18 protein-coding genes and 1 pseudogene are annotated in these 17,917 nt (G+C 66.1%); 6 read left to right on the top strand and 13 right to left on the bottom strand.

Translation table 11 applies throughout. The features are described from left to right. Positions 1–32: 32 nt before the first annotated feature. The 4 genes from dnaX to ACM0M4_RS18840 all read left to right on the top strand — a co-directional run bounded on the left by dnaX (position 33) and on the right by ACM0M4_RS18840 (position 4,351). Complete coding sequence (dnaX, locus tag ACM0M4_RS18855) at positions 33–2,033, top strand: DNA polymerase III subunit gamma/tau (RefSeq protein WP_221345411.1); 2,001 nt, start codon at positions 33–35, stop codon at positions 2,031–2,033. A 45-nt stretch (positions 2,034–2,078) separates the two neighbouring features. After that, complete coding sequence (locus ACM0M4_RS18850; RefSeq protein WP_003087236.1) at positions 2,079–2,405, top strand: YbaB/EbfC family nucleoid-associated protein; 327 nt, start codon at positions 2,079–2,081, stop codon at positions 2,403–2,405. Between the two features lie 78 nt (positions 2,406–2,483). Next, positions 2,484–3,080 carry a recombination mediator RecR gene (gene recR / locus ACM0M4_RS18845; RefSeq protein WP_003087237.1) on the top strand — a complete coding sequence of 199 codons (597 nt, stop codon included), beginning with the start codon at positions 2,484–2,486 and terminating at the stop codon, positions 3,078–3,080. A gap of 122 nt (positions 3,081–3,202) precedes the next feature. Then, positions 3,203–4,351: an acyl-CoA dehydrogenase family protein gene (locus ACM0M4_RS18840; RefSeq protein WP_023912192.1), complete on the top strand. Its 1,149-nt coding sequence runs from the start codon at positions 3,203–3,205 to the stop codon at positions 4,349–4,351. A 12-nt stretch (positions 4,352–4,363) separates the two neighbouring features. Here the strand turns inward: ACM0M4_RS18840 and ACM0M4_RS18835 are convergent, their stop codons facing one another. From ACM0M4_RS18835 to ACM0M4_RS18825, 3 genes are all read right to left on the bottom strand, one after another. Then, positions 4,364–4,903 (bottom strand): CbrC family protein, encoded by a 540-nt coding sequence (locus ACM0M4_RS18835; RefSeq protein WP_019682285.1) that lies wholly within the window; start codon positions 4,901–4,903, stop codon positions 4,364–4,366. A gap of 73 nt (positions 4,904–4,976) precedes the next feature. Further along, positions 4,977–5,864: an SDR family NAD(P)-dependent oxidoreductase gene (locus ACM0M4_RS18830; protein WP_003103932.1), complete on the bottom strand. Its 888-nt coding sequence runs from the start codon at positions 5,862–5,864 to the stop codon at positions 4,977–4,979. Continuing rightward, positions 5,861–7,444 (bottom strand): flavin-containing monooxygenase, encoded by a 1,584-nt coding sequence (locus ACM0M4_RS18825; protein WP_115288823.1) that lies wholly within the window; start codon positions 7,442–7,444, stop codon positions 5,861–5,863. Before ACM0M4_RS18825 ends, ACM0M4_RS18830 begins: the two co-directional genes overlap by 4 nt. Positions 7,445–7,536: 92 nt before the next feature. Between ACM0M4_RS18825 and ACM0M4_RS18820 the strand changes: the two are divergent. Further along, positions 7,537–7,686: pseudogene (locus ACM0M4_RS18820) on the top strand (hypothetical protein); the annotation flags it as partial. A 573-nt stretch (positions 7,687–8,259) separates the two neighbouring features. Here ACM0M4_RS18820 and mdtI read toward each other — a convergent pair. The 5 genes from mdtI to anr all read right to left on the bottom strand — a co-directional run bounded on the left by mdtI (position 8,260) and on the right by anr (position 11,803). Then, positions 8,260–8,589 carry a multidrug/spermidine efflux SMR transporter subunit MdtI gene (gene mdtI, locus ACM0M4_RS18815; RefSeq protein WP_003103934.1) on the bottom strand — a complete coding sequence of 110 codons (330 nt, stop codon included), beginning with the start codon at positions 8,587–8,589 and terminating at the stop codon, positions 8,260–8,262. Then, entirely contained in the window at positions 8,583–8,951 is a 369-nt protein-coding gene (locus tag ACM0M4_RS18810) for a multidrug/spermidine efflux SMR transporter subunit MdtJ (protein WP_023112897.1), read from the bottom strand. Before ACM0M4_RS18810 ends, mdtI begins: the two co-directional genes overlap by 7 nt. 407 nt (positions 8,952–9,358) lie before the next feature. Beyond that, positions 9,359–10,195, bottom strand: a complete 837-nt coding sequence (locus ACM0M4_RS18805) for a metal-dependent hydrolase (protein WP_003087258.1) — start codon at positions 10,193–10,195, stop codon at positions 9,359–9,361. Between the two features lie 239 nt (positions 10,196–10,434). After that, the gene (locus ACM0M4_RS18800) at positions 10,435–10,983 is read right to left on the bottom strand and encodes an adenine phosphoribosyltransferase (RefSeq protein ID WP_003087259.1); all 549 of its coding nucleotides are present in this window, start codon (positions 10,981–10,983) and stop codon (positions 10,435–10,437) included. Between the two features lie 85 nt (positions 10,984–11,068). Then, entirely contained in the window at positions 11,069–11,803 is a 735-nt protein-coding gene (gene anr, locus ACM0M4_RS18795; RefSeq protein WP_003087262.1) for a transcriptional regulator Anr, read from the bottom strand. A gap of 246 nt (positions 11,804–12,049) precedes the next feature. Here anr and ACM0M4_RS18790 point away from each other — a divergent pair, with 246 nt between their 5' ends. Next, positions 12,050–12,517 (top strand): hypothetical protein, encoded by a 468-nt coding sequence (locus ACM0M4_RS18790; RefSeq protein WP_031628491.1) that lies wholly within the window; start codon positions 12,050–12,052, stop codon positions 12,515–12,517. A 48-nt stretch (positions 12,518–12,565) separates the two neighbouring features. On the opposite strand, the gene hemN is transcribed toward ACM0M4_RS18790, so the two are convergent. From hemN to ACM0M4_RS18765, 5 genes are all read right to left on the bottom strand, one after another. Then, positions 12,566–13,948, bottom strand: coding sequence for an oxygen-independent coproporphyrinogen III oxidase (hemN, locus tag ACM0M4_RS18785; RefSeq protein ID WP_003087267.1), 1,383 nt, complete (start codon positions 13,946–13,948; stop codon positions 12,566–12,568). Between the two features lie 127 nt (positions 13,949–14,075). Continuing rightward, the gene (locus ACM0M4_RS18780) at positions 14,076–14,759 is read right to left on the bottom strand and encodes a sulfite exporter TauE/SafE family protein (protein ID WP_003087270.1); all 684 of its coding nucleotides are present in this window, start codon (positions 14,757–14,759) and stop codon (positions 14,076–14,078) included. Beyond that, on the bottom strand, positions 14,752–14,961 hold the full coding sequence (ccoS, locus tag ACM0M4_RS18775; protein WP_003087273.1) for a cbb3-type cytochrome oxidase assembly protein CcoS: 210 nt from the start codon (positions 14,959–14,961) through the stop codon (positions 14,752–14,754). Before ccoS ends, ACM0M4_RS18780 begins: the two co-directional genes overlap by 8 nt. Next, the gene (locus ACM0M4_RS18770; RefSeq protein ID WP_003159980.1) at positions 14,940–17,375 is read right to left on the bottom strand and encodes a heavy metal translocating P-type ATPase; all 2,436 of its coding nucleotides are present in this window, start codon (positions 17,373–17,375) and stop codon (positions 14,940–14,942) included. Before ACM0M4_RS18770 ends, ccoS begins: the two co-directional genes overlap by 22 nt. Beyond that, positions 17,372–17,911 (bottom strand): FixH family protein, encoded by a 540-nt coding sequence (locus tag ACM0M4_RS18765; protein WP_003114667.1) that lies wholly within the window; start codon positions 17,909–17,911, stop codon positions 17,372–17,374. The genes ACM0M4_RS18770 and ACM0M4_RS18765 overlap by 4 nt, the downstream gene beginning before the upstream one ends. Positions 17,912–17,917: the final 6 nt, after the last annotated feature.

Raw genomic sequence — 17,917 nt, 5'->3', positions numbered from 1 at the left:
CGACTTGTGCTTCCCTTCTGCGACGGTTTTCGATGAGTTATCAAGTTCTTGCGCGTAAATGGCGTCCCCGTTCCTTCCGTGAAATGGTCGGCCAGACCCATGTGCTCAAGGCTCTGATCAACGCCCTGGACAACCAGCGGCTGCACCATGCCTACCTGTTCACCGGTACCCGCGGGGTCGGCAAGACCACCATCGCGCGGATCCTGGCCAAGTGCCTGAACTGCGAGACCGGGGTCAGCTCCACGCCGTGCGGCGAATGCTCGGTCTGTCGCGAAATCGACGAAGGCCGCTTCGTCGACCTGATCGAAGTGGACGCCGCGAGCCGGACCAAGGTCGAGGATACCCGCGAGCTGCTCGACAACGTGCAGTACTCGCCGACCCGCGGACGCTACAAGGTCTACCTGATCGACGAAGTGCACATGCTCTCGTCGCACAGTTTCAATGCGCTGCTCAAGACCCTCGAGGAGCCGCCGCCGCACGTCAAGTTCCTGCTGGCCACCACCGACCCGCAGAAGTTGCCGGTGACCATCCTCTCGCGCTGTCTGCAGTTCTCCCTGAAGAACATGCCGCCGGAGCGGGTGGTCGAGCACCTGACCCACGTGCTCGGAGCCGAGAACGTGCCCTTCGAGGATGACGCCCTGTGGTTGCTCGGGCGCGCCGCCGACGGCTCGATGCGTGACGCCATGAGCCTGACCGACCAGGCCATCGCCTTCGGCGAGGGCAAGGTGCTGGCCGCAGACGTGCGGGCGATGCTCGGTACCCTCGATCACGGCCAGGTCTATGGCGTGCTCCAGGCCTTGCTGGAGGGCGATGCGCGCGCCCTGCTCGAAGCGGTGCGCCACCTGGCCGAGCAGGGCCCGGACTGGGGCGGCGTGCTTGCCGAAATACTCAACGTGCTGCACCGCGTCGCGATCGCCCAGGCCCTGCCGGAAGCGATCGACAATGGCCAGGGCGACCGCGAGCGGGTGCTGGCCCTGGCCCAGGCGTTGCCGGCGGAAGACGTACAGTTCTATTACCAGATGGGCCTGATCGGCCGCCGCGACCTGCCGCTGGCGCCCGATCCGCGTAGCGGCTTCGAGATGGTGTTGCTGCGGATGCTCGCGTTCCGCCCGGCGGACGCCGACGGCGTGCCGAGGACGCCGCTAAAGGACCTGGGGATCAGCAAGGCCACGACTGATCCCGCCAACTCCCCCGTGGCCGGCGCGGCCTCGCCTGCGCCGGTCGCTACCGTTGCTCCCGCGCCTGTCGTGGCTGCGCCCGTCGAAGCCCCGGCTGCCCCGCCGGCAGCGCCATCCGCGCCGCCGGCGCCGAGCCTCGCTGCCGAGCCCGAGCCCGAGCCCGAGCCCGAGCCCGAGCCCGAGCCCGAGCCCGAGCCGCTAGCCGTGGAGGCTCCCTCGGCCCCTCCGGCAGTGGCGGTCGAGGCGGTGGTGGAAACCGTTCTGGAAGCCCTGCCGGCTGCGTTGCCGGTAGCACCTGACGAGCAGGACGAGCAGGACGAGCAGGACGAGCAGGACGACGAGCCACCGCCCGCAGACGACTACTACGAAGTCGACATGGATACCCTGGCCTACCTGGATGCCGCGCCCGAGCCTGACGTGGTCGTGGTGGAGGAGCCGCTGCCGGCGGCGAAGCCGGCCACCGGCCTGGCCGCGGAGTGGCTGGAGCTGTTCCCGCGGCTCGGCCTCGGCGGCCTGACCGCCAGCATCGGTGCCAACTGTACGCTGGTAGCTGCCGACGGCGACCACTGGCATCTGCATCTCGATCCGGGCCAGAGCGCGCTGTTCAACGCCACCCAGCAGCGGCGGCTGAACGATGCGCTGAACCAGCACCTGGGGCGCACCCTCAAACTGGAGGTGACCCTGCAGAAGCCTGAGCAGGAGACCCCGGCCCAGGCAGCGGCACGCCGGCGTGCCGAGCGCCAGCGGGCGGCCGAGGCATCGATCGATGCCGACCCGTTGGTCCGGCAGTTGCGCGAGCAGTTCGCCGCGGTGGTCCGTGACGGTACCATCGAACCTTTGGAAGCCAAGGCCTGACCGGCGCTTGGCGCACGCAACAAGACGACATTCGAGGTGAAGAACATGATGAAAGGTGGCATGGCCGGCCTGATGAAGCAGGCGCAGCAGATGCAGGAAAAGATGCAGAAGATGCAGGAAGAACTGGCCAACGCCGAAGTGACCGGGCAATCCGGCGCCGGTCTGGTCAGCGTGGTGATGACCGGGCGCCACGACGTCAAGCGCGTCAGCCTGGACGACAGCCTGATGCAGGAAGACAAGGAAATCCTCGAAGACCTGATCGCGGCCGCGGTCAACGATGCGGTGCGCAAGATCGAGCAGAACAACCAGGAAAAGATGTCCGGCTTCACCTCGGGCATGCAACTGCCGCCCGGCTTCAAGATGCCCTTCTGATCCCGCGTTCGTGCCGGGTCCGCCTTCTTCGGACGGCGCCCGGCAGCCATTCCCCTCCCTCTATCCGACGAGTCCTGCATGAGTTTCAGCCCGCTGATCCGCCAACTGATCGAGTCCCTGCGCATTCTTCCCGGTGTCGGGCAGAAGTCGGCCCAGCGCATGGCGCTGATGCTGCTGGAGCGCGATCGCAGCGGCGGCCTGAAGCTGGCCCAGGCGTTGACCGCCGCGATGGAAGGGGTCGGTCATTGCCGGCAGTGCCGTACCCTCAGCGAGGAGGAGTTGTGCCCGCAGTGCGCCGACCCGCGACGCGACGACTCGCTGCTCTGCGTGGTGGAAGGCCCGCTGGACGTATTCGCGGTGGAGCAGACCGGCTACCGCGGCCGCTATTTCGTGCTCAAGGGACACCTGTCGCCGCTCGACGGCCTGGGGCCGGAGGCGATCGGCATTCCCGAACTGGAAGCGCGGATCAGGGACGGAGCCTTCAGCGAGGTGATCCTCGCCACCAACCCCACCGTCGAAGGCGAGGCCACCGCCCACTATATCGCCCAGCTACTGGCCGGCCGCGGCCTGACCTTGTCGCGTATCGCCCATGGCGTGCCGCTGGGCGGCGAGCTGGAGCTGGTCGATGGCGGCACCTTGGCCCACGCCCTGGCCGGACGGCGGCCGATCTCCTGAGCTCTGTGCCTCCCGTATCCGTAGGACGGGCGGCCTATACGCCCTCGCCGATGGCCAGTTTCCCGTATTGAAAACCAAGCAAGCGCTAGGTAAGTTCTGAGGCTCCCATCAGGAGCCCGGCCATGACTGACTTCCAGCAGTACTTCGACGAGTCCCATCAACTGATCCGGGATTCGGTGCGCCGTTTCGTCGAGCGCGAGGTGTTGCCGTACATCGATGAATGGGAGGAGGCCGAGGAATTTCCCCGCGAACTCTATCTCAAGGCCGGCGCGGCCGGGATCCTCGGCATCGGCTACCCGGAAGCCTACGGCGGCAGTTGCGAAGGCGATCTGTTCGCCAAGGTGGCGGCCAGCGAAGAGCTCATGCGCTGCGGTTCCGGCGGCTTGGTCGCCGGGTTGGGATCGCAGGATATCGGCTTGCCTCCGGTGGTCAAGTGGGCCCGTCCCGAGGTGCGCGAGCGGGTAGTGCCGGCGGTGCTGCGCGGCGAGAAGATCATGGCCCTGGCGGTCACCGAGCCCTCTGGCGGCTCCGACGTGGCCAACCTGAAGACCCGTGCGGTGCGCGATGGCGATCACTATCGCGTCAGCGGCAGCAAGACCTTCATCACCAGCGGCGTGCGCGCGGACTACTACACGGTGGCGGTGCGTACCGGCGGCGAGGGTTTCGCCGGCATCAGCCTGCTGCTGGTGGAGAAGGGCACTGCCGGGTTCAGTGTCGGCCGCAAGCTGAAGAAGATGGGCTGGTGGGCGTCGGATACCGCCGAACTGTTCTTCGACGACTGCCGGGTGCCTGCGGAAAACCTCATCGGCGTGGAGAATGCCGGCTTCGCCTGCATCATGGCCAATTTCCAGAGCGAGCGCCTGGCCCTGGCGGTGATGGCCAACATGACCGCGCAACTGGCTCTGGAGGAGTCGCTGCGCTGGGCGCGCGAGCGAGAAGCGTTCGGCAAACCGATCGGCAAGTTCCAGGTGCTGCGCCATCGTCTCGCGGAAATGGCCACGCAACTGGAGGTTTCCCGGGAGTTCACCTATCGCCAGGCAGCGAAGATGGCCGCCGGCAAGAGCGTGATCAAGGAGATATCGATGGCCAAGAACTTCGCCACCGATGTCGCCGATCGCCTGACCTATGATGCCGTGCAGGTGCTCGGCGGCATGGGCTACATGCGCGAAAGCCTGGTGGAGCGGCTGTATCGCGACAACCGGATTCTCTCCATCGGCGGCGGTTCGCGGGAAATCATGAACGAGATCATCGGCAAGCAGATGGGGTTGTAGGGCCGCGTTCTATCAGGTGAAGTCCAGGTCGTAATGCGCCTGGCCACAGTGCAGGCAGTCGAAGCGGTAGATGGCCGGATTGCCGCCGGGCGTATAGGCGTCGACGAGGCGTTGCCAGGTGATAGCCGGCCAGGCGAAATCGGCGAAGCGCTGCGCCAGGCCCTCGGCTCCCAGTTGCCCGATTTCCTCACGCCCCGCGTCGCCGCGAAAGGCGCAGGCATCCTCGCAGCAAACCAGCCAGCGCTCCTGCTGCCAGGAGGTGTAGCCGGGCGTGCGCTCGCAGACTTCGGTGACGATATCCGCGGCGACGCCGGCGTCGAGCAGCGGATAGTCGTCGGAAAAGCTCGCTTCGTAGCGCGCGGCCGCGCTGCCGTCGGCTATGCACCAGGGGCAAAGGCTGCCGGGCGGCAACTCGTGGCGGGAATAGGGAGAACCGGTGTAGACGTAGCCACGAGCCTTGCCACAGCACTGGCAGGTGGTGGCGGAAGCCTCGATGCTGCTGCTGGCGAGCGGTTCGGGATGGTAGCGGAAGTGAGGAAGGGGAGGGTTCATGACGGCCGTACCCTGGAGACTGGCCGTCGAGTATGACGTGCCGGGCAGCCTAGCGGCTACCCGGCGGGCCTGTTCACTCGCTGGCTTCGCGGGCGCCCTGGGGGCTCTTCGGGCGCGGCGCGAAGCGCGCTGCCAGGCGCATGCTGGCGGTGACCAGGCGCTGGTAGAGCACTGGTGCCAGGCGCAGCATCACGTCGATCGCGTGGGCGTCGGTGCCGATCAGGATGCGCCGGCTGTCGCGCTGCACGCCGCGCAGGATGACCTGGGCGGCCTTCTCCGGGGTGGTCCGCAGCAACTGGTCGTTGAATTGCTCGCGAGCCTTGTCCGGAGCCTGGCCGGTGACCTTGGCCATGCTCTCGTTCATTCGCGCGGTCTTGGCGATGTTGGTCTTGATCCCGCCGGGATGCACGCAACTGGCGGAGACGCCGGAGTCCTCCATGTCCAGTTCCTGGCGCAACGACTCGGTGAAGCCGCGCACCGCGTACTTGGTGGCGTTGTAGGCGCTCATGCCGGGCTGGGCGAACAGCCCGAAGACGCTGGAGACATTGACCACGTGGCCGTTGCCGGAGGCCTTCAGGTGCGGAAGGAACGCCTTGGTACCGTTCACCACGCCCCAGAAGTTGATGTTCATGATCCACTCGTATTCCGAGTAGTCGCTGCCTTCCACGGTACCTGCGTGAGCGACGCCCGCGTTGTTGAAGATCAGGTTCACCCGGCCATGTTCGCTGGCCGCCTTGTCGGCCCAGGCCTGCACCTGCTCGCGGTCGGCCACGTCGACGACCGCGGTGGAGACGCGTACCCCGCTGCTGGCGAGCAATTGGCGGGTTTCCTCGAGAGCTGCGGCATTGACGTCGGCCAGGGCCAGGTGACAACCCTGCCTGCCCAGCTCCACGGCCAGGGCGCGACCGATGCCCGAGCCTGCGCCGGTGATGGCGGCGACTTTGTTTTCGAACGACTTCATGCGGGTACCCCTTCGGCCTGTTGGCGGGCTTCGTTGCTCAGGGCGGCGAGCGGTGTCGTGGTGAGGTGGTAGGCGTAGGCGTCGAACTGCCGGGTCAGGGCACGGAAGCGCCAGGTGAATCCCGGCCACAGGGTGCAGTTGCGGCCGCTGACCGGATGCAGGTACCAGCTCTTGCAACCGCCCACGCTCCAGACGCTGCGGTCCAGCTTGCGCTGGAGGTATTCGTTGTAGCGTTCCTGCACCGGGGCCTTGACCTCGAGACTGAGCAGTTCGCGGCGCTTCATCAGCTTCAGCGCATCGAGGACGTAGGCGATCTGCGACTCGATCATGTAGACCATCGAGTTGTGGCCGAGGCCGGTGTTCGGTCCCATCAGGAAGAACAGGTTGGGGAAGCCGGCGGTGGTAGTGCCCTTGTAGGCTTCCGGGCCCTTGGTCCAGCTGTCCAGCAGGTCGCGGCCGTCGCGACCGAAGACCACTCCGCGGGGGATAGGGTCGTTGGCGGTGAAGCCGGTACCGAAGATGATCGCGTCGACCTCGCGTTCCCGGCCGTTGCCGTCGACGATTCCATTGGCGGTGACGGCGCGGATGCCTTCGGTGATCACCGTGGAGTTGGCGGCAGCCAGGGCAGGGTAGTAGTTGTGCGACATGAGGATGCGCTTGCAGCCGATGGTGTAGTCCGGCGTGACCTTGCGGCGCAGTTCCGGATCCTTGATCTGCTTGTGGATGTGGCGGATCGCCAGGCGCTGCACCAGCTTCATTACCTGCGGGGCGAAGGTGAAGCCCAGCACCCGCCCTTCGAGCAGGCTGTAGAGGCCGCCGCGCCAGAGCTTCTGCACCAGCGGGAAGCGCCGGAAGCGCCGGCGCTCGGTTTCGCTGATTGCCCGGTCGGGTTTGGGCAGGATCCATGGCGGAGTGCGCTGGTAGAGATCGAGCGCGGCCACCAGCGGCTGGATCTCCGGGACGAACTGGATCGCCGAGGCGCCGGTGCCGATCACCGCCACGCGCTTGCCCTTGAGGTCGTAGTCATGGTCCCACTGCTGGGAATGGAAGACCTTGCCCTGGAAGTTCTCCAGGCCATCGAGGCGTGGATAGGCCGGGGTGGACAGGCCGCCCATGCCGGAAACCACGGCGTTCGCGGTGTAATGGTTGCCCTGGGCGTCATGCAGGTGCCAGAGGCTTTGCCGCTCGTCCCAGGCCAGTTTGCCGATCTCGGTGTTCAGCAGGGTCTTTTCCTGCAAGCGGTATTTTTCCCAGCACTTCTCCAGATAGGCGCGGATTTCCGGCTGGCGGGCGAACATCCGCGTCCACTCCGGGTTCGCTTCGAAGGAGAAGGAATAGACGTGGGATTGCACGTCGCAGGCGCAGCCAGGGTAGTTGTTGACTCTCCAGGTGCCGCCGACGCCGGCGTCCTTTTCGAAGATCAGGAAGTCGTCCTCGCCTTCCTGGCGGAGACGGATCGCCATCCCCAGCCCGGAGAAACCGGTGCCGATGATGGCGACCTTGCAGTGCCGGGCGGCGGCAGGGGTGGGTTGGGTACTCATGGCCAAGCTCCTGTTATGATTGTTTGCTGGCGTATACACTCGTCTACCTGCGAATGTAGACATCTGTATACTTCAGGGTCAAGCCAACCTTAGGTAGGGTCGGCGCGGCGCAACGGCCGAACTTGTGGCGCATGGAAACAACCAGGTGGAACATGAGCGATATGAACGAAACGAAGGACAGGGTTGCCGACGCTCCCGGCAAACGCGCCTTGCTGGAGGCGGCCTTGCGCCTGGGCAGCAGCAGCCGCAGCCTGGGGGCCATCGGCTTGCGCGAGCTGGCGCGCGAGGCGGGCCTGAATCCGAACACCTTCTATCGGCATTTCCGCGATATCGACGATCTTGGCCTGACCATGATCCGCGACATCTCTACCCAGCTGCGCCAGCCGCTGCGCCAGCTTCGCCGCGAGGCCGCGACTCGTGCGGCGCCCGGCGCCCGAGCGCAGACGACGCCGTTCGGGCTGGACCTGGAAAGGGGGCGGCGGGTCTGCCGGGAGACGGTGCGGCTGTTCTTCGACTTCGTGGAGAGCAATCCCGCCGCGTTCATCGTCGGCGTGCGCGAACTGCATGGGGCTTCGCCGGTGCTGCGTGGTGCCCTGCGTCAGATCATGGATGAGTTCGCCGAGGACATGTCGGAGGACATCATCGAATTCAGGTTGTTGCCGGCGGTGAGCGAGGCGACCATCCGTCGCCTCTCCAGCCTGATCGGCCGCCAGCTGTTTCAGTTGTCGCTGGACTATATCGGCCAGCCGGAGCGGCGTCGGGAAATCTGCGCCCTGGGTGAGGAACAGATACTGCTGTTGTTCACCGGCGCCGCGGTCCTGCAGATGATGGGCGTTTCGTTGGACGCCGAGGCGTCAGGCCAGCTTGAGCAGGCTCATGCCGGCCAGCAGCAGCAACAGGCCGAGCCAGCCGCGCCAGGCCAGGCGCTGGCCGAACAGCGCCCAGCCCATGGCGACGGTGGCGAGGATGCCGAAGCCGCCCCAGATCGCATAGGCGAGTGACAGCTCGATGTCCTTCACCGCCTGCGCCAGCGCGGTGAAGGCGGCCATCACGCAGAGGATCGAGGCGATCCCGAGGCCGCGCCTGCGGAAACCGTCGGAGTATTTCAACAGCAGGTTGGCGACGACCTCGAGGGCGATTGCCAGGCCGAGCCAGGCGAAGGGAATCCAGTTCAGGGTCAGCATGTGACGGCCTCCCCACGGGACTGCGCCGGCGTGCCGCTGGCGTTGCGGGTGCCGGACTTGATCAGCAGGATGCCGGCGATCATCACGCCGAGGCCGACGGCCTTGTACAGGCCGATGCTTTCGCCCAGCCAGGCGACGCTGACCGCCGTGATCAGGACGATGCCAATGCCTTCCCAAAGGGCGTAGGCGACTCCGACGGGGACACGCTTGACCGCCAGGGCGAGGAGGAAATAGGACAGGCCGATCATCCCGTACATCAGCAGCATGCCTGCGACAGGGGCGTGGGTGGCGGCCAGTTTCATCGAGGTGGTGCCGATCACTTCGGCGCCGATAGCCAGTAACAGATAGATCCAGGAACGCATGTTGCCCTCCCATGGGCACCGCGGAATGGAGGCCGCGGCCAAAGATGACGAAGAGCGGTGGCGAGGGGCGGGAAAGACCGCGAAGCGCAGGGGCGGTCGCCACCGACAGCAGGTGTCGAGGGAGGGAGCTAGAGGTCGCCGGTCCAGTGACGCTCGTGGGAGACCAGACGGGAAGTGGGGAGAGGTAATGCCTTAGTGTTCAACATAATGAACATGATATTACCTCAGGGCATCGTAAAAAGCCAATCGATAGGAATTGACTAATTATTTCCTCCGTAAAATGGCGGATTCAGGAACGGTAGTCGAAACGGAGGCTTTCCGTGTGCAATATCCTGTTCTTCTCTCGAATAAGAAACGCCAGGCGGGGCCTGGCGTCGGGGGCGGAGCGGCACTGGCGGAGGCGGGCTTCAATCGGCGAAGGCCAGTTTGTCCTTCCAGTATTTCTCCAGTTTCGCGGTGTCGTGGTCGCTGGGGTGGAAGCCCGGCCGGTAGTAGTCCAGGTAGGGCAGCAGCAGGCGGGTGAAGAAGCCCTTGCGCAGGCCGAACAGGGTGCCCAGGCCATGCTTCCAGGAGCGCCAGTTGAACAATTGGCCGTCCTTGCGTAGCAGGTCGAGCTGGAACCAGCCGATGACGCCGAAGAACATCAGGGTGGTCAGCATCATCACCAGAACCCGGGTGAAGTAGCCGCCGTAGACTTTCTGGTACACATCGTAGGCGACATTCTTGTGTTCGTTCTCCTCGATGGCATGCCACATCCACAGCTTGTACATCTTCGGCGACTGCATCTGGATGGTCAGGTCTTCGCGCTTGAGCAGCTGCGCGGCCATGGTCGCGGTGAAATGCTCGAGGGCGCAGGTGATCGCCAACTGGTGTTTCCTGGTGGTGACCTTGCTGACGTTTTCCAGCAGGACCTTGATCCGCAGTTCGAGGCACTCCAGGTCGACCCCGTGCTCCTCGGCATATTCGTTGTAGGCGGCATGCTCCTTGGAGTGCATCGCCTCCTGGCCGATGAAGGCACTGACGTCCTTCTTCAGTTGCGGATCCTCCAGGCGGTCGCGCACCGCGCGTACGCTATCGACGAAGAATTTTTCGCCGTAGGGGAAGAGCGAGGACAGGTTGTTCATGAACTGGGTCATGAAGGGTTGGCCGTCCCACCAGTACTTCGGGGTTTCGCTGAAGCTGAAATCCATCCGCCGCACGGGGAAATTGGCGCGAACCGGGGAGGCGGTGCCAGTGGCAGTCATGGCTAACTCCTTTTGTTGTTCTGGGGAGGGGAAACGCACAGGTTTCCTCGGGTTCCCTATGGCGAGTTCGCTATAACACCTCTGAATGTGTCATTAGCTGATGTAATTATTGCAGGGTTGTCCAACAGTGGGAGGTCATTCCTGGCCATTTCGAAGTCATTAATGGCCAGGTCGGCTCGACCAGACGGAAGATGGGGCGCAAGGATCGAACGCGGGGCGCCAGGGCGCGCCCCGGCGTATCAACGCTCGTCGAGAGCGAACGCGGTGAGACTGAAGGTGGAGATGCCGGCGTCCTGCAGGCGAGTGGAGCCGCCGAGTTCCGGCAGGTCGATGATCGCCGCGGCCTCGAAGACCCTGGCCCCGAGGCGTCGTACCAGGCTCGCGGCCGCCAGCAGGGTCCCGCCGGTGGCGATGAGGTCGTCGAAGATCAGTACGCTGTCGCCTTCGCAGAGGCTGTCGGCATGTACTTCGAGGAAGGCCTCGCCGTATTCGGTCTGGTAGCCCTCGGCGAGTACGTCGGCGGGTAGCTTGCCCTGCTTGCGGAACAGGACCAGCGGCTTGTTCAGCGCATAGGCCACCGCCGAGCCGATGAGGAAGCCGCGGGCATCCATGGCGCCGATGTGGCTGAAATCGGCCTCGATGTAGCGCTGGACGAAGCTGTCCACGGTCATGCGCAGCGCGCGTGGCGACTGGAACAGCGGGGTGATGTCGCGGAACACCACGCCGGGCTTGGGAAAGTCCGGCACGGCGCGGATCTGCGACTTGAGGGTGAACTCGTCGAAAATCATGGAAGATCCTGGGCTGGGCGTTTTTCGGGGCCCATCATACAACGGGCCCGCGCTGAGGCGGGCCCGTTGGCGGTTCGCAGGCGCTTCAGCCTTCCAGCTGGCCGCCGGCGAGGGCGCACAGCTCGATGGAGTCGAGGATGTGCACTTCCTTGCCTTCCGCGCTGATCAGGCCGTTCTGCTGGAAGCGGGTGAAGACCCGCGACACGGTTTCCACGGCCAGGCCGAGATAGTTGCCGATCTCGTTGCGCGACATGGCCAGGCGGAACTGCTGGGCGGAGAAGCCACGGGCACGGAAGCGCGCCGACAGGTTGACCAGGAAGGTGGCGATGCGCTCGTCGGCAGTCTTCTTCGACAGCAGCAGCATCATCTGCTGGTCATCGCGGATTTCCCGGCTCATCAGGCGCATCAGTTGGCGGCGCAGTTGCGGCAGCTGCTCGGACAGTTCGTCCAGGCGCTCGAAGGGAATCTCGCAGACCGAGGTGGTTTCCAGGGCCTGGGCGGATACCGGATAGGTCTCGGTATCCATCCCGGACAGGCCGACCAGCTCGCTGGGCAGGTGGAAGCCGGTGATCTGCTCTTCGCCGGCATCGGTGATGCTGAAGGTTTTCAGGGCGCCGGAGCGCACGGCAAAGACCGAGCCGAAAGGATCGCCCTGGCGGAACAGGAATTCGCCTTTCTTCAGGGGACGACCGCGCTTGACGATCTCGTCCAGCGAATCCATGTCTTCCACGGTCAGCGACAGGGGGAGGCACAGCGGGGCCAGACTGCAATCCTTGCAGTGTGCTTGGGGCAGTGCGCGCACCTTGATGGTTTCGGCCATTGAGGGGTCCTTGCTAGGTTAAAGGCACAACAGGAGTAAGGGTAACGCAGCCGCGATGCGGGTGCCAGCCATAGGTCTGGCAACGACCATTTCTGACAGGCCGATGGCGTTTCCAATCAGTGACTTGCGTCAAACAACTGCGACTACCTGTCGCACCCTGTCAAGGGGCGACGAAAAGGGGGGCTCAAGTTCGCGACGCGTGGGCCGATCCAATGGAAGAATTCCATTTTTCCCGGAGTGACTGGAATGTTGACCCTCAGTGGCTGGATCACCACCCAGGTGCCACCCTCGTCGCGCGCCGCCGCGGACGCCAAGGCCGCGCGGACCGGCACCGCCGAGCAGGCGGAAGACCCGGCCGCCGGCACCGACGCCGCCGATCAGCATGTACAGCTTTCCCAGGCAGGGCGCGAGCTGGCCGCTACCATGGGGGTGCCGGTGGAGGAGGAGGACGAGGATATCCCGCAGGAGTTGCGGCCGATGGTGAAGATGATCCGCCAGTTGAAGAAGAAGATCGAAGAGAAGCTCAGGGAGCTGCAGGAGGCCATGAGGTCGTCCGATCCGGGGGCGAAGGAGGCTCGCGTGCCTGAGTTGCAGAAGGAGCTGCAACAACTCAACTCCGCCCTGCAGACGGCGACGGCAGCGATGGCATCGGCCATCAAGGAGATGGGTATCAGCGACCCGGCGCTGATCATGAAGGTCATGGGCAGCCGGTAGAAGGGGCGGGGATTCACCGCCCTGTCGTGCGGGCAGGGCGGTGCGCTTTCAGATCACCCGGGAGAAGCGCTGCCGGTTGAGGCTGGGCAGGTAGCGGTCGAACAGCATGCAGATCGAACGCACCAGCAGACGTCCGGAAGACGTGATGTCGATGCCCTTGGCGTCCAGGCGGATCAGGCCGTCGGCGGCGAAGCGTTCGAGATCGGGCCACAGCTCGGCGAAGTAACTGCGGAAGTCGATGCCGAACTCTGTCTCGATATCCTCGAAGGCCAGTTCGAAGTGGCAGATCAGTTGCTGGATCACCGCGCGCCGCACCCGGTCGTCGCTGTTGCAGTGCAGGCCGCGACGGATCGCCAACTGGCCGTTGTCGAGGCTGGTCTGGTAGTCGTTGATGTCGCTGCTGTTCTGGCTGTAGAGGTCGCCGATCTGGCTGATCGCCGAGACCCCGAGACCTACCAGGTCACAGTGCCCGTGCGTGGTGTAGCCCTGGAAATTGCGTTGCAGGGTGCCGTCTTCCTGGGCGCTGGCCAGCTCGTCGTCGGGCAGGGCGAAGTGATCCATGCCGATATAGCGGTAGCCCGCCGCGGCGAGTTGCTCGGTGGTGCGCTGGAGCATTTCCAGCTTCTGGCCCGGGCTCGGCAGGTCGTCGGCGTTGATCCGCCGCTGCGGCATGAAACGCTCGGGCAGGTGGGCGTAGTTGAACACCGAGAGGCGATCCGGCTGTAGCGCGATCACTTCGTCGACCGTGCGGGCGAAGCTGTCCGGCGTCTGTTTCGGCAGTCCGTAGATCAGGTCGAGGTTGATCGAGCGGTATTGCAGGGTGCGCGCGGCCTCGACGATGGTACGGGTCTCCTCCGGGGTCTGCATGCGGTTGACCGCCTTCTGCACCTCCATGTCGAAGTCCTGTACGCCGAGGCTGACGCGGTTGAAACCGAGTTCGCGGAGCAGGCCCATGGTCGACCAGTCGGCCTCGCGCGGGTCGATCTCGATGCCGTAGTCGCCCGAATCGTCGTCCAGCAGGTTGAGGTGGGTGCGCAATTGCGACATGAGTTCGCGCAACTGGCCGGGACTGAGGAAGGTCGGGGTTCCGCCACCGAAGTGCAGTTGCTCGACCACCTGCTCGCGGGAGAGGTGGCGGCTGACGATCTCGATCTCGCGGACCAGGCGCGCAAGGTACGGCGCGCTGCGCCCGCGATCCTTGGTGATCACCTTGTTGCAGGCGCAGTAGTAGCAGATGTTGGCGCAGAACGGGATGTGCACGTAGAGCGACAGGGGGTGTCCGGCCTTCCGGCTGTCGCGCAGGGCGTGCAACTGGTCGAACGGGCCGATGCCTTCGTGGAACTGCACGGCGGTCGGATAGGAGGTGTAACGCGGGCCGGAAAGGTCGTAGCGCCGAATCAGGTCAGCGTCCCAGCGAATGGTGTCGAGCATGCCAGAGATCCCCAGTTGGCGAGCTTTAGTCGGGAAGTCTAGGGATTGCGCCGGGAAGGCCTGTTGATTTGTATCAAGCGGGTGAATGTATACAGGATGTGTCGCCCGATGTTGGGACGGGCGTCCGTCAATGCCCCATCAGCCAGGCCTGGTGCGGTCCTGGGAGGGTCCAGAGGCCGAAGAGGATGACCATCAGGCCGCCCACGATGCGTACGCCGCGACGGCGCAGCAGGGCGGTCACCCGTTCGGCGGCCATGCCGGTGGCCAGCAGAACCGGCCAGGTGCCGAGGCCGAACGCCAGCATCAGCAGCGCGCTGTCCAGTGCCGATCCCTGGCTGGTGGCCCAGAGCAGGGTGCTGTAGACCAGCCCGCAGGGCAGCCAGCCCCAGATCGCTCCGAGCAGCAGGGCCCGTGGCAGGCTGGAGACCGGCAGCAGGCGCCGGGCGAAGGGTTCCAGGTGGCGCCAGAGGCCGCGACCGAGCGCCTCGACGCGGGTCAGGCCGCTCCACCAGCCGGCCAGGTAGAGTCCCATGGCGATCAGCAGCAGCCCGGCGACCACCCGCAGCGCGCCGGCCAACGGGGTGCGCGCCACCGCCCAGCCGGCCAGGCCGAGCAGCAGGCCGGCGCAGGCGTAGCTGAGGATGCGGCCGAGGTTGTAGGCCAGCAGCAGGCGCAGACGACGGCCGCGCTGTTCGGCGGGAATGGCCAGGGTCAGGGCGCCCATCAGGCCGCCGCACATGCCCAGGCAGTGGCCTCCCCCGAGCAGGCCGAGGATCAGCGCGGAAACCAGCAGCGGCGCCAGTTCAGCCACGCGGTCGGTCCTCGGGTTTCGACGGCTTCTCCGCTTCGTCGACGCCGGCCTGGTGCTTCGGGTCTTCGTCGTCGAAGAGAATGCTGTGGGCGGGGCCGTCGAGATCGTCGTACTGGCCGCTGTCCACCGCCCAGAAGAACACGTAGATGGCGATGGCGACGATGACGATCGCGACGGGGATCAGGATGTAGAGCGCGGCCATACGGACCTCGGCGAAGGGATTCGGGTCAGCCGCAGGGCGTTGACCACCACCAGCAGCGAACTGACCGACATGCCGATCGCCGCCCAGCCCGGGGTGATCCAGCCGAGCGCGGCGAAGGGCAGGACCAGGCCATTGTACAGGCTGGCCCAGGCCAGGTTCTCGATGATGATATGGCGGGTGCGGCGCGCCAGCCGGAAAGCCTGCACCAGGCTGTCCAGGCGGTTAGACAGGAGCACCGCGTCGGCGCTGGTCTTGGCCAGGTCGGTGGCGCTGCCCATGGCGACGCTGATGTCGGCACCGGCGAGCACCGGTACGTCGTTGACTCCGTCGCCGAGCATCAGCACCCGGCGGCCCTCGCCGTGCAGGCGTTCGAGCATGGCCAGCTTGTCGTCCGGGGTCAGGCCGCCGCGGGCTTCGTCGATGCCCAGTTCGGCAGCGACGCTGGCGACCATCGGCGAGGCGTCGCCGGATAGCAGGAGGGTGCGCCAGCCGCGCGCCTTGCAGGCGGCGAGCAGGGCGGGGGCGTCGCTGCGCAGGCGGTCGTCGAGACCGAACCAGGCCAGCGGTCCCTGCTCGTCGCCGAGCAGCAGCCACTGTCCGGAGTCGCCGGGCATCGCGGGCGTGGCGCTGCCGCCCAGGTTGCTGACGAAGGCGGCCTGGCCGATGCGCAGGCGGCGGCCTTCCACCAGGCCTTCGAGGCCCAGTCCCGGATGGCTTGCGACGCTGTCGGCGGCCTCCGGCGCACGGCCGAAGGCGCGGGCGATGGGGTGTTCGGAACGGTTCTCGAGGGCGGCGGCGAGGGCCAGGCAGCGATCCGCGTCGAGATCGCGCAGGGGTAGCACCTGCTTGAGCGTCAGGCGGCCTTCGGTGAGGGTGCCGGTCTTGTCGAAGATTACCGTGTCGATGTGGTTCAGCCCTTCCAGCACGTGCCCGCGCGTGATCAGCAGGCCGAGCTTGTGCAGGCTGCCGGTGGCCGCGGTGAGCGCGGTGGGCGTGGCCAGCGACAGGGCGCAGGGGCAGGTGGCGACCAGCAGCGACAGCACCACCCAGAAGGCGCGCTGGTGGTCGACCTGCCACCACAGCGCGCCGACCGCTGCGGCGACCAGCAGGACGATGAGCAGGAACCACTGCGCCACCTTGTCGGCCAGTTCCGCCAGGCGCGGCTTGTCCGCCTGGGCGCGTTCCAGCAGGCGGACGATGGCCGACAGGCGGCTGTCGTCGCCAAGGGCGCCGACCTCGACGGTCAGCGGCCCCTCGACGTTCAGGGTACCGCCGGTGACGGCGTCGCCGGCCTGGCGTGGATGGGGCAGGTACTCGCCGGTGAGCAGCGACTCGTCGACGCTGGACTGGCCGTCGAGGATCACTCCGTCGGCCGGCAGCACGGCGCCTGGCGGTACCAGTACGCGGTCGCCGACGCGCAGTTCGCTGAGCAGGATGCGCTCGCCCTGGTTGGCGGCGTCCAGGCGCAGGCAGGACGCCGGCAGCAGGTTGACCAGTTGCGCGGTGGAGGCGGCGGTGCGCTCCCGCGCGCGGCGTTCGAGGTAGCGGCCGGCGAGGAGGAACAGGGCGAACATGCCGACCGCGTCGAAATACAGCTCGCCCTGGCCGGTGATCGTCGACCAGATGCCGGCGACGTAGGCGCCGCCGATCGCCAGCGACACCGAGACGTCCATGGTCAGGTGGCGGGTGCGCAGGTCGCGCAGGGCGCCACGGAAGAACTGGCCGCAGCAGTAGAAGACGATCGGCGTGGTGAGGATCAGGCTGACCCAGCGCAGGATGCGGTCCATGCCGGCGGAAAGGTCGAGGTTGAATTCCGGCCAGGTCGCCATCACCGCCATCATCACCTGGATCCACAGCAGCCCGGCGACACCGAGCTGGCGCAGGGCGTGACGGTTCTCCATGGCCAGGCGCTCGGTGGCGCGGTCGGGTTGGTAGGGATGGCCGGCATAGCCGATCTGGCGCAGTTCGCCGAGCAACTGGCTGAGCGGCAACTGGCTGTCCTGCCAGCGCACGTGCAGGCGATGGTTGGACAGGTTGAGCCGCGCCTCGGCTACGCCAGGCAACTGGCGCAGGTGCTTCTCGATCAGCCAGCCGCAGGCGGCGCAACTGATGCCTTCGATCATCAGGCTGGTTTCCGCCAGCTCGCCCTCATGGCGGACGAAGCCGCCCTGTACGTCCGGGCGGTCGTAGAGCTGCAACTCTTCGCTGAGCGCCTTGGGCAAGGCTTCGGGATTGGCGGCGTTTTCGCTGCGGTGCCGGTAGTAGCTTTCCAGGCCGCCGGCGACGATGGCCTCGGCCACCGCCTGGCAGCCCGGACAGCACATGGCCCGCGTCTCGCCGAGCACGCGGGCCTCGAAGCGGCTGCCGGCGGGGACCGGCAAGCCGCAGTGGTAGCAGGGCAGGGGGGCGCTCATGGGCGCTTCGCTTCTGCTCCCTGGAGCGGTTCGTCACCCAGCTCCATGACCACGGTCGGCGATACCACCTCTTCCTCGAAAAGACGCCACTGGCCGCTGCCTTCCTGGCCGAGCAGTTCGACGAAGCGACGGCCCTCGACGGCGTCGGTCAGTTGCCCGACGTAGCGCTCGCGGTCGGAGTTGCTGCGCAGCAGCTCCACGCGGCGGTCCTTCTCCGGCTGGGTCGGCGAGATCAGGTTGAGGGTGAGCCGATCCGGACGGCTGTTGCCGGTCAGGCGCACTTCGACTTCGCCGGTCAGGTCGTCGACCTTGACCTTGGCGTGCACCTGCAGGCGTACGGCCAGGTTCTCGCGTTCCAGGGAGCGGTTGATGCCCTTGCCGGCCTCGTAGTAGTTGTCGGTGACCAGGGTGTCCTGGTTGCGCACCGCGATGGTGACCAGGCTCAGCCCGAGCACCACCGAGGTCGCCAGGAGGGCCACGATGAACCAGGCCCAGAAGTGTTTGTACCAGGGTTGAGGGTGGGTCTCGGACTGCATGCTCAA

It is taken from the genome of Pseudomonas sp. 18-147, from assembly GCF_051048045.1.
GTDB classification, from domain to species: Bacteria; Pseudomonadota; Gammaproteobacteria; order Pseudomonadales; family Pseudomonadaceae; genus Pseudomonas; species Pseudomonas aeruginosa.
Note: the sequence above shows the minus strand (reverse complement) of the source record. Positions and strands in the feature narration are given on the sequence as shown.

What these genes read in the sequence shown, in the direction of transcription:
- dnaX (WP_221345411.1), top strand. Translation starts at nt 33, where the DNA reads ATGAGTTATCAAGTTCTTGCGCGTAAATGGCGTCCCCGTTCCTTCCGT.
- ACM0M4_RS18850 (WP_003087236.1), top strand. Translation starts at nt 2,079, where the DNA reads ATGATGAAAGGTGGCATGGCCGGCCTGATGAAGCAGGCGCAGCAGATG.
- recR (WP_003087237.1), top strand. Translation starts at nt 2,484, where the DNA reads ATGAGTTTCAGCCCGCTGATCCGCCAACTGATCGAGTCCCTGCGCATT.
- ACM0M4_RS18840 (WP_023912192.1), top strand. Translation starts at nt 3,203, where the DNA reads ATGACTGACTTCCAGCAGTACTTCGACGAGTCCCATCAACTGATCCGG.
- ACM0M4_RS18835 (WP_019682285.1), bottom strand. Translation starts at nt 4,903, where the DNA reads ATGAACCCTCCCCTTCCTCACTTCCGCTACCATCCCGAACCGCTCGCC.
- ACM0M4_RS18830 (WP_003103932.1), bottom strand. Translation starts at nt 5,864, where the DNA reads ATGAAGTCGTTCGAAAACAAAGTCGCCGCCATCACCGGCGCAGGCTCG.
- mdtI (WP_003103934.1), bottom strand. Translation starts at nt 8,589, where the DNA reads ATGCTGACCCTGAACTGGATTCCCTTCGCCTGGCTCGGCCTGGCAATC.
- ACM0M4_RS18810 (WP_023112897.1), bottom strand. Translation starts at nt 8,951, where the DNA reads ATGCGTTCCTGGATCTATCTGTTACTGGCTATCGGCGCCGAAGTGATC.
- ACM0M4_RS18805 (WP_003087258.1), bottom strand. Translation starts at nt 10,195, where the DNA reads ATGACTGCCACTGGCACCGCCTCCCCGGTTCGCGCCAATTTCCCCGTG.
- ACM0M4_RS18800 (WP_003087259.1), bottom strand. Translation starts at nt 10,983, where the DNA reads ATGATTTTCGACGAGTTCACCCTCAAGTCGCAGATCCGCGCCGTGCCG.
- anr (WP_003087262.1), bottom strand. Translation starts at nt 11,803, where the DNA reads ATGGCCGAAACCATCAAGGTGCGCGCACTGCCCCAAGCACACTGCAAG.
- ACM0M4_RS18790 (WP_031628491.1), top strand. Translation starts at nt 12,050, where the DNA reads ATGTTGACCCTCAGTGGCTGGATCACCACCCAGGTGCCACCCTCGTCG.
- hemN (WP_003087267.1), bottom strand. Translation starts at nt 13,948, where the DNA reads ATGCTCGACACCATTCGCTGGGACGCTGACCTGATTCGGCGCTACGAC.
- ccoS (WP_003087273.1), bottom strand. Translation starts at nt 14,961, where the DNA reads ATGGCCGCGCTCTACATCCTGATCCCCGTCGCGATCGTCATCGTCGCC.
- ACM0M4_RS18770 (WP_003159980.1), bottom strand. Translation starts at nt 17,375, where the DNA reads ATGAGCGCCCCCCTGCCCTGCTACCACTGCGGCTTGCCGGTCCCCGCC.
- ACM0M4_RS18765 (WP_003114667.1), bottom strand. Translation starts at nt 17,911, where the DNA reads ATGCAGTCCGAGACCCACCCTCAACCCTGGTACAAACACTTCTGGGCC.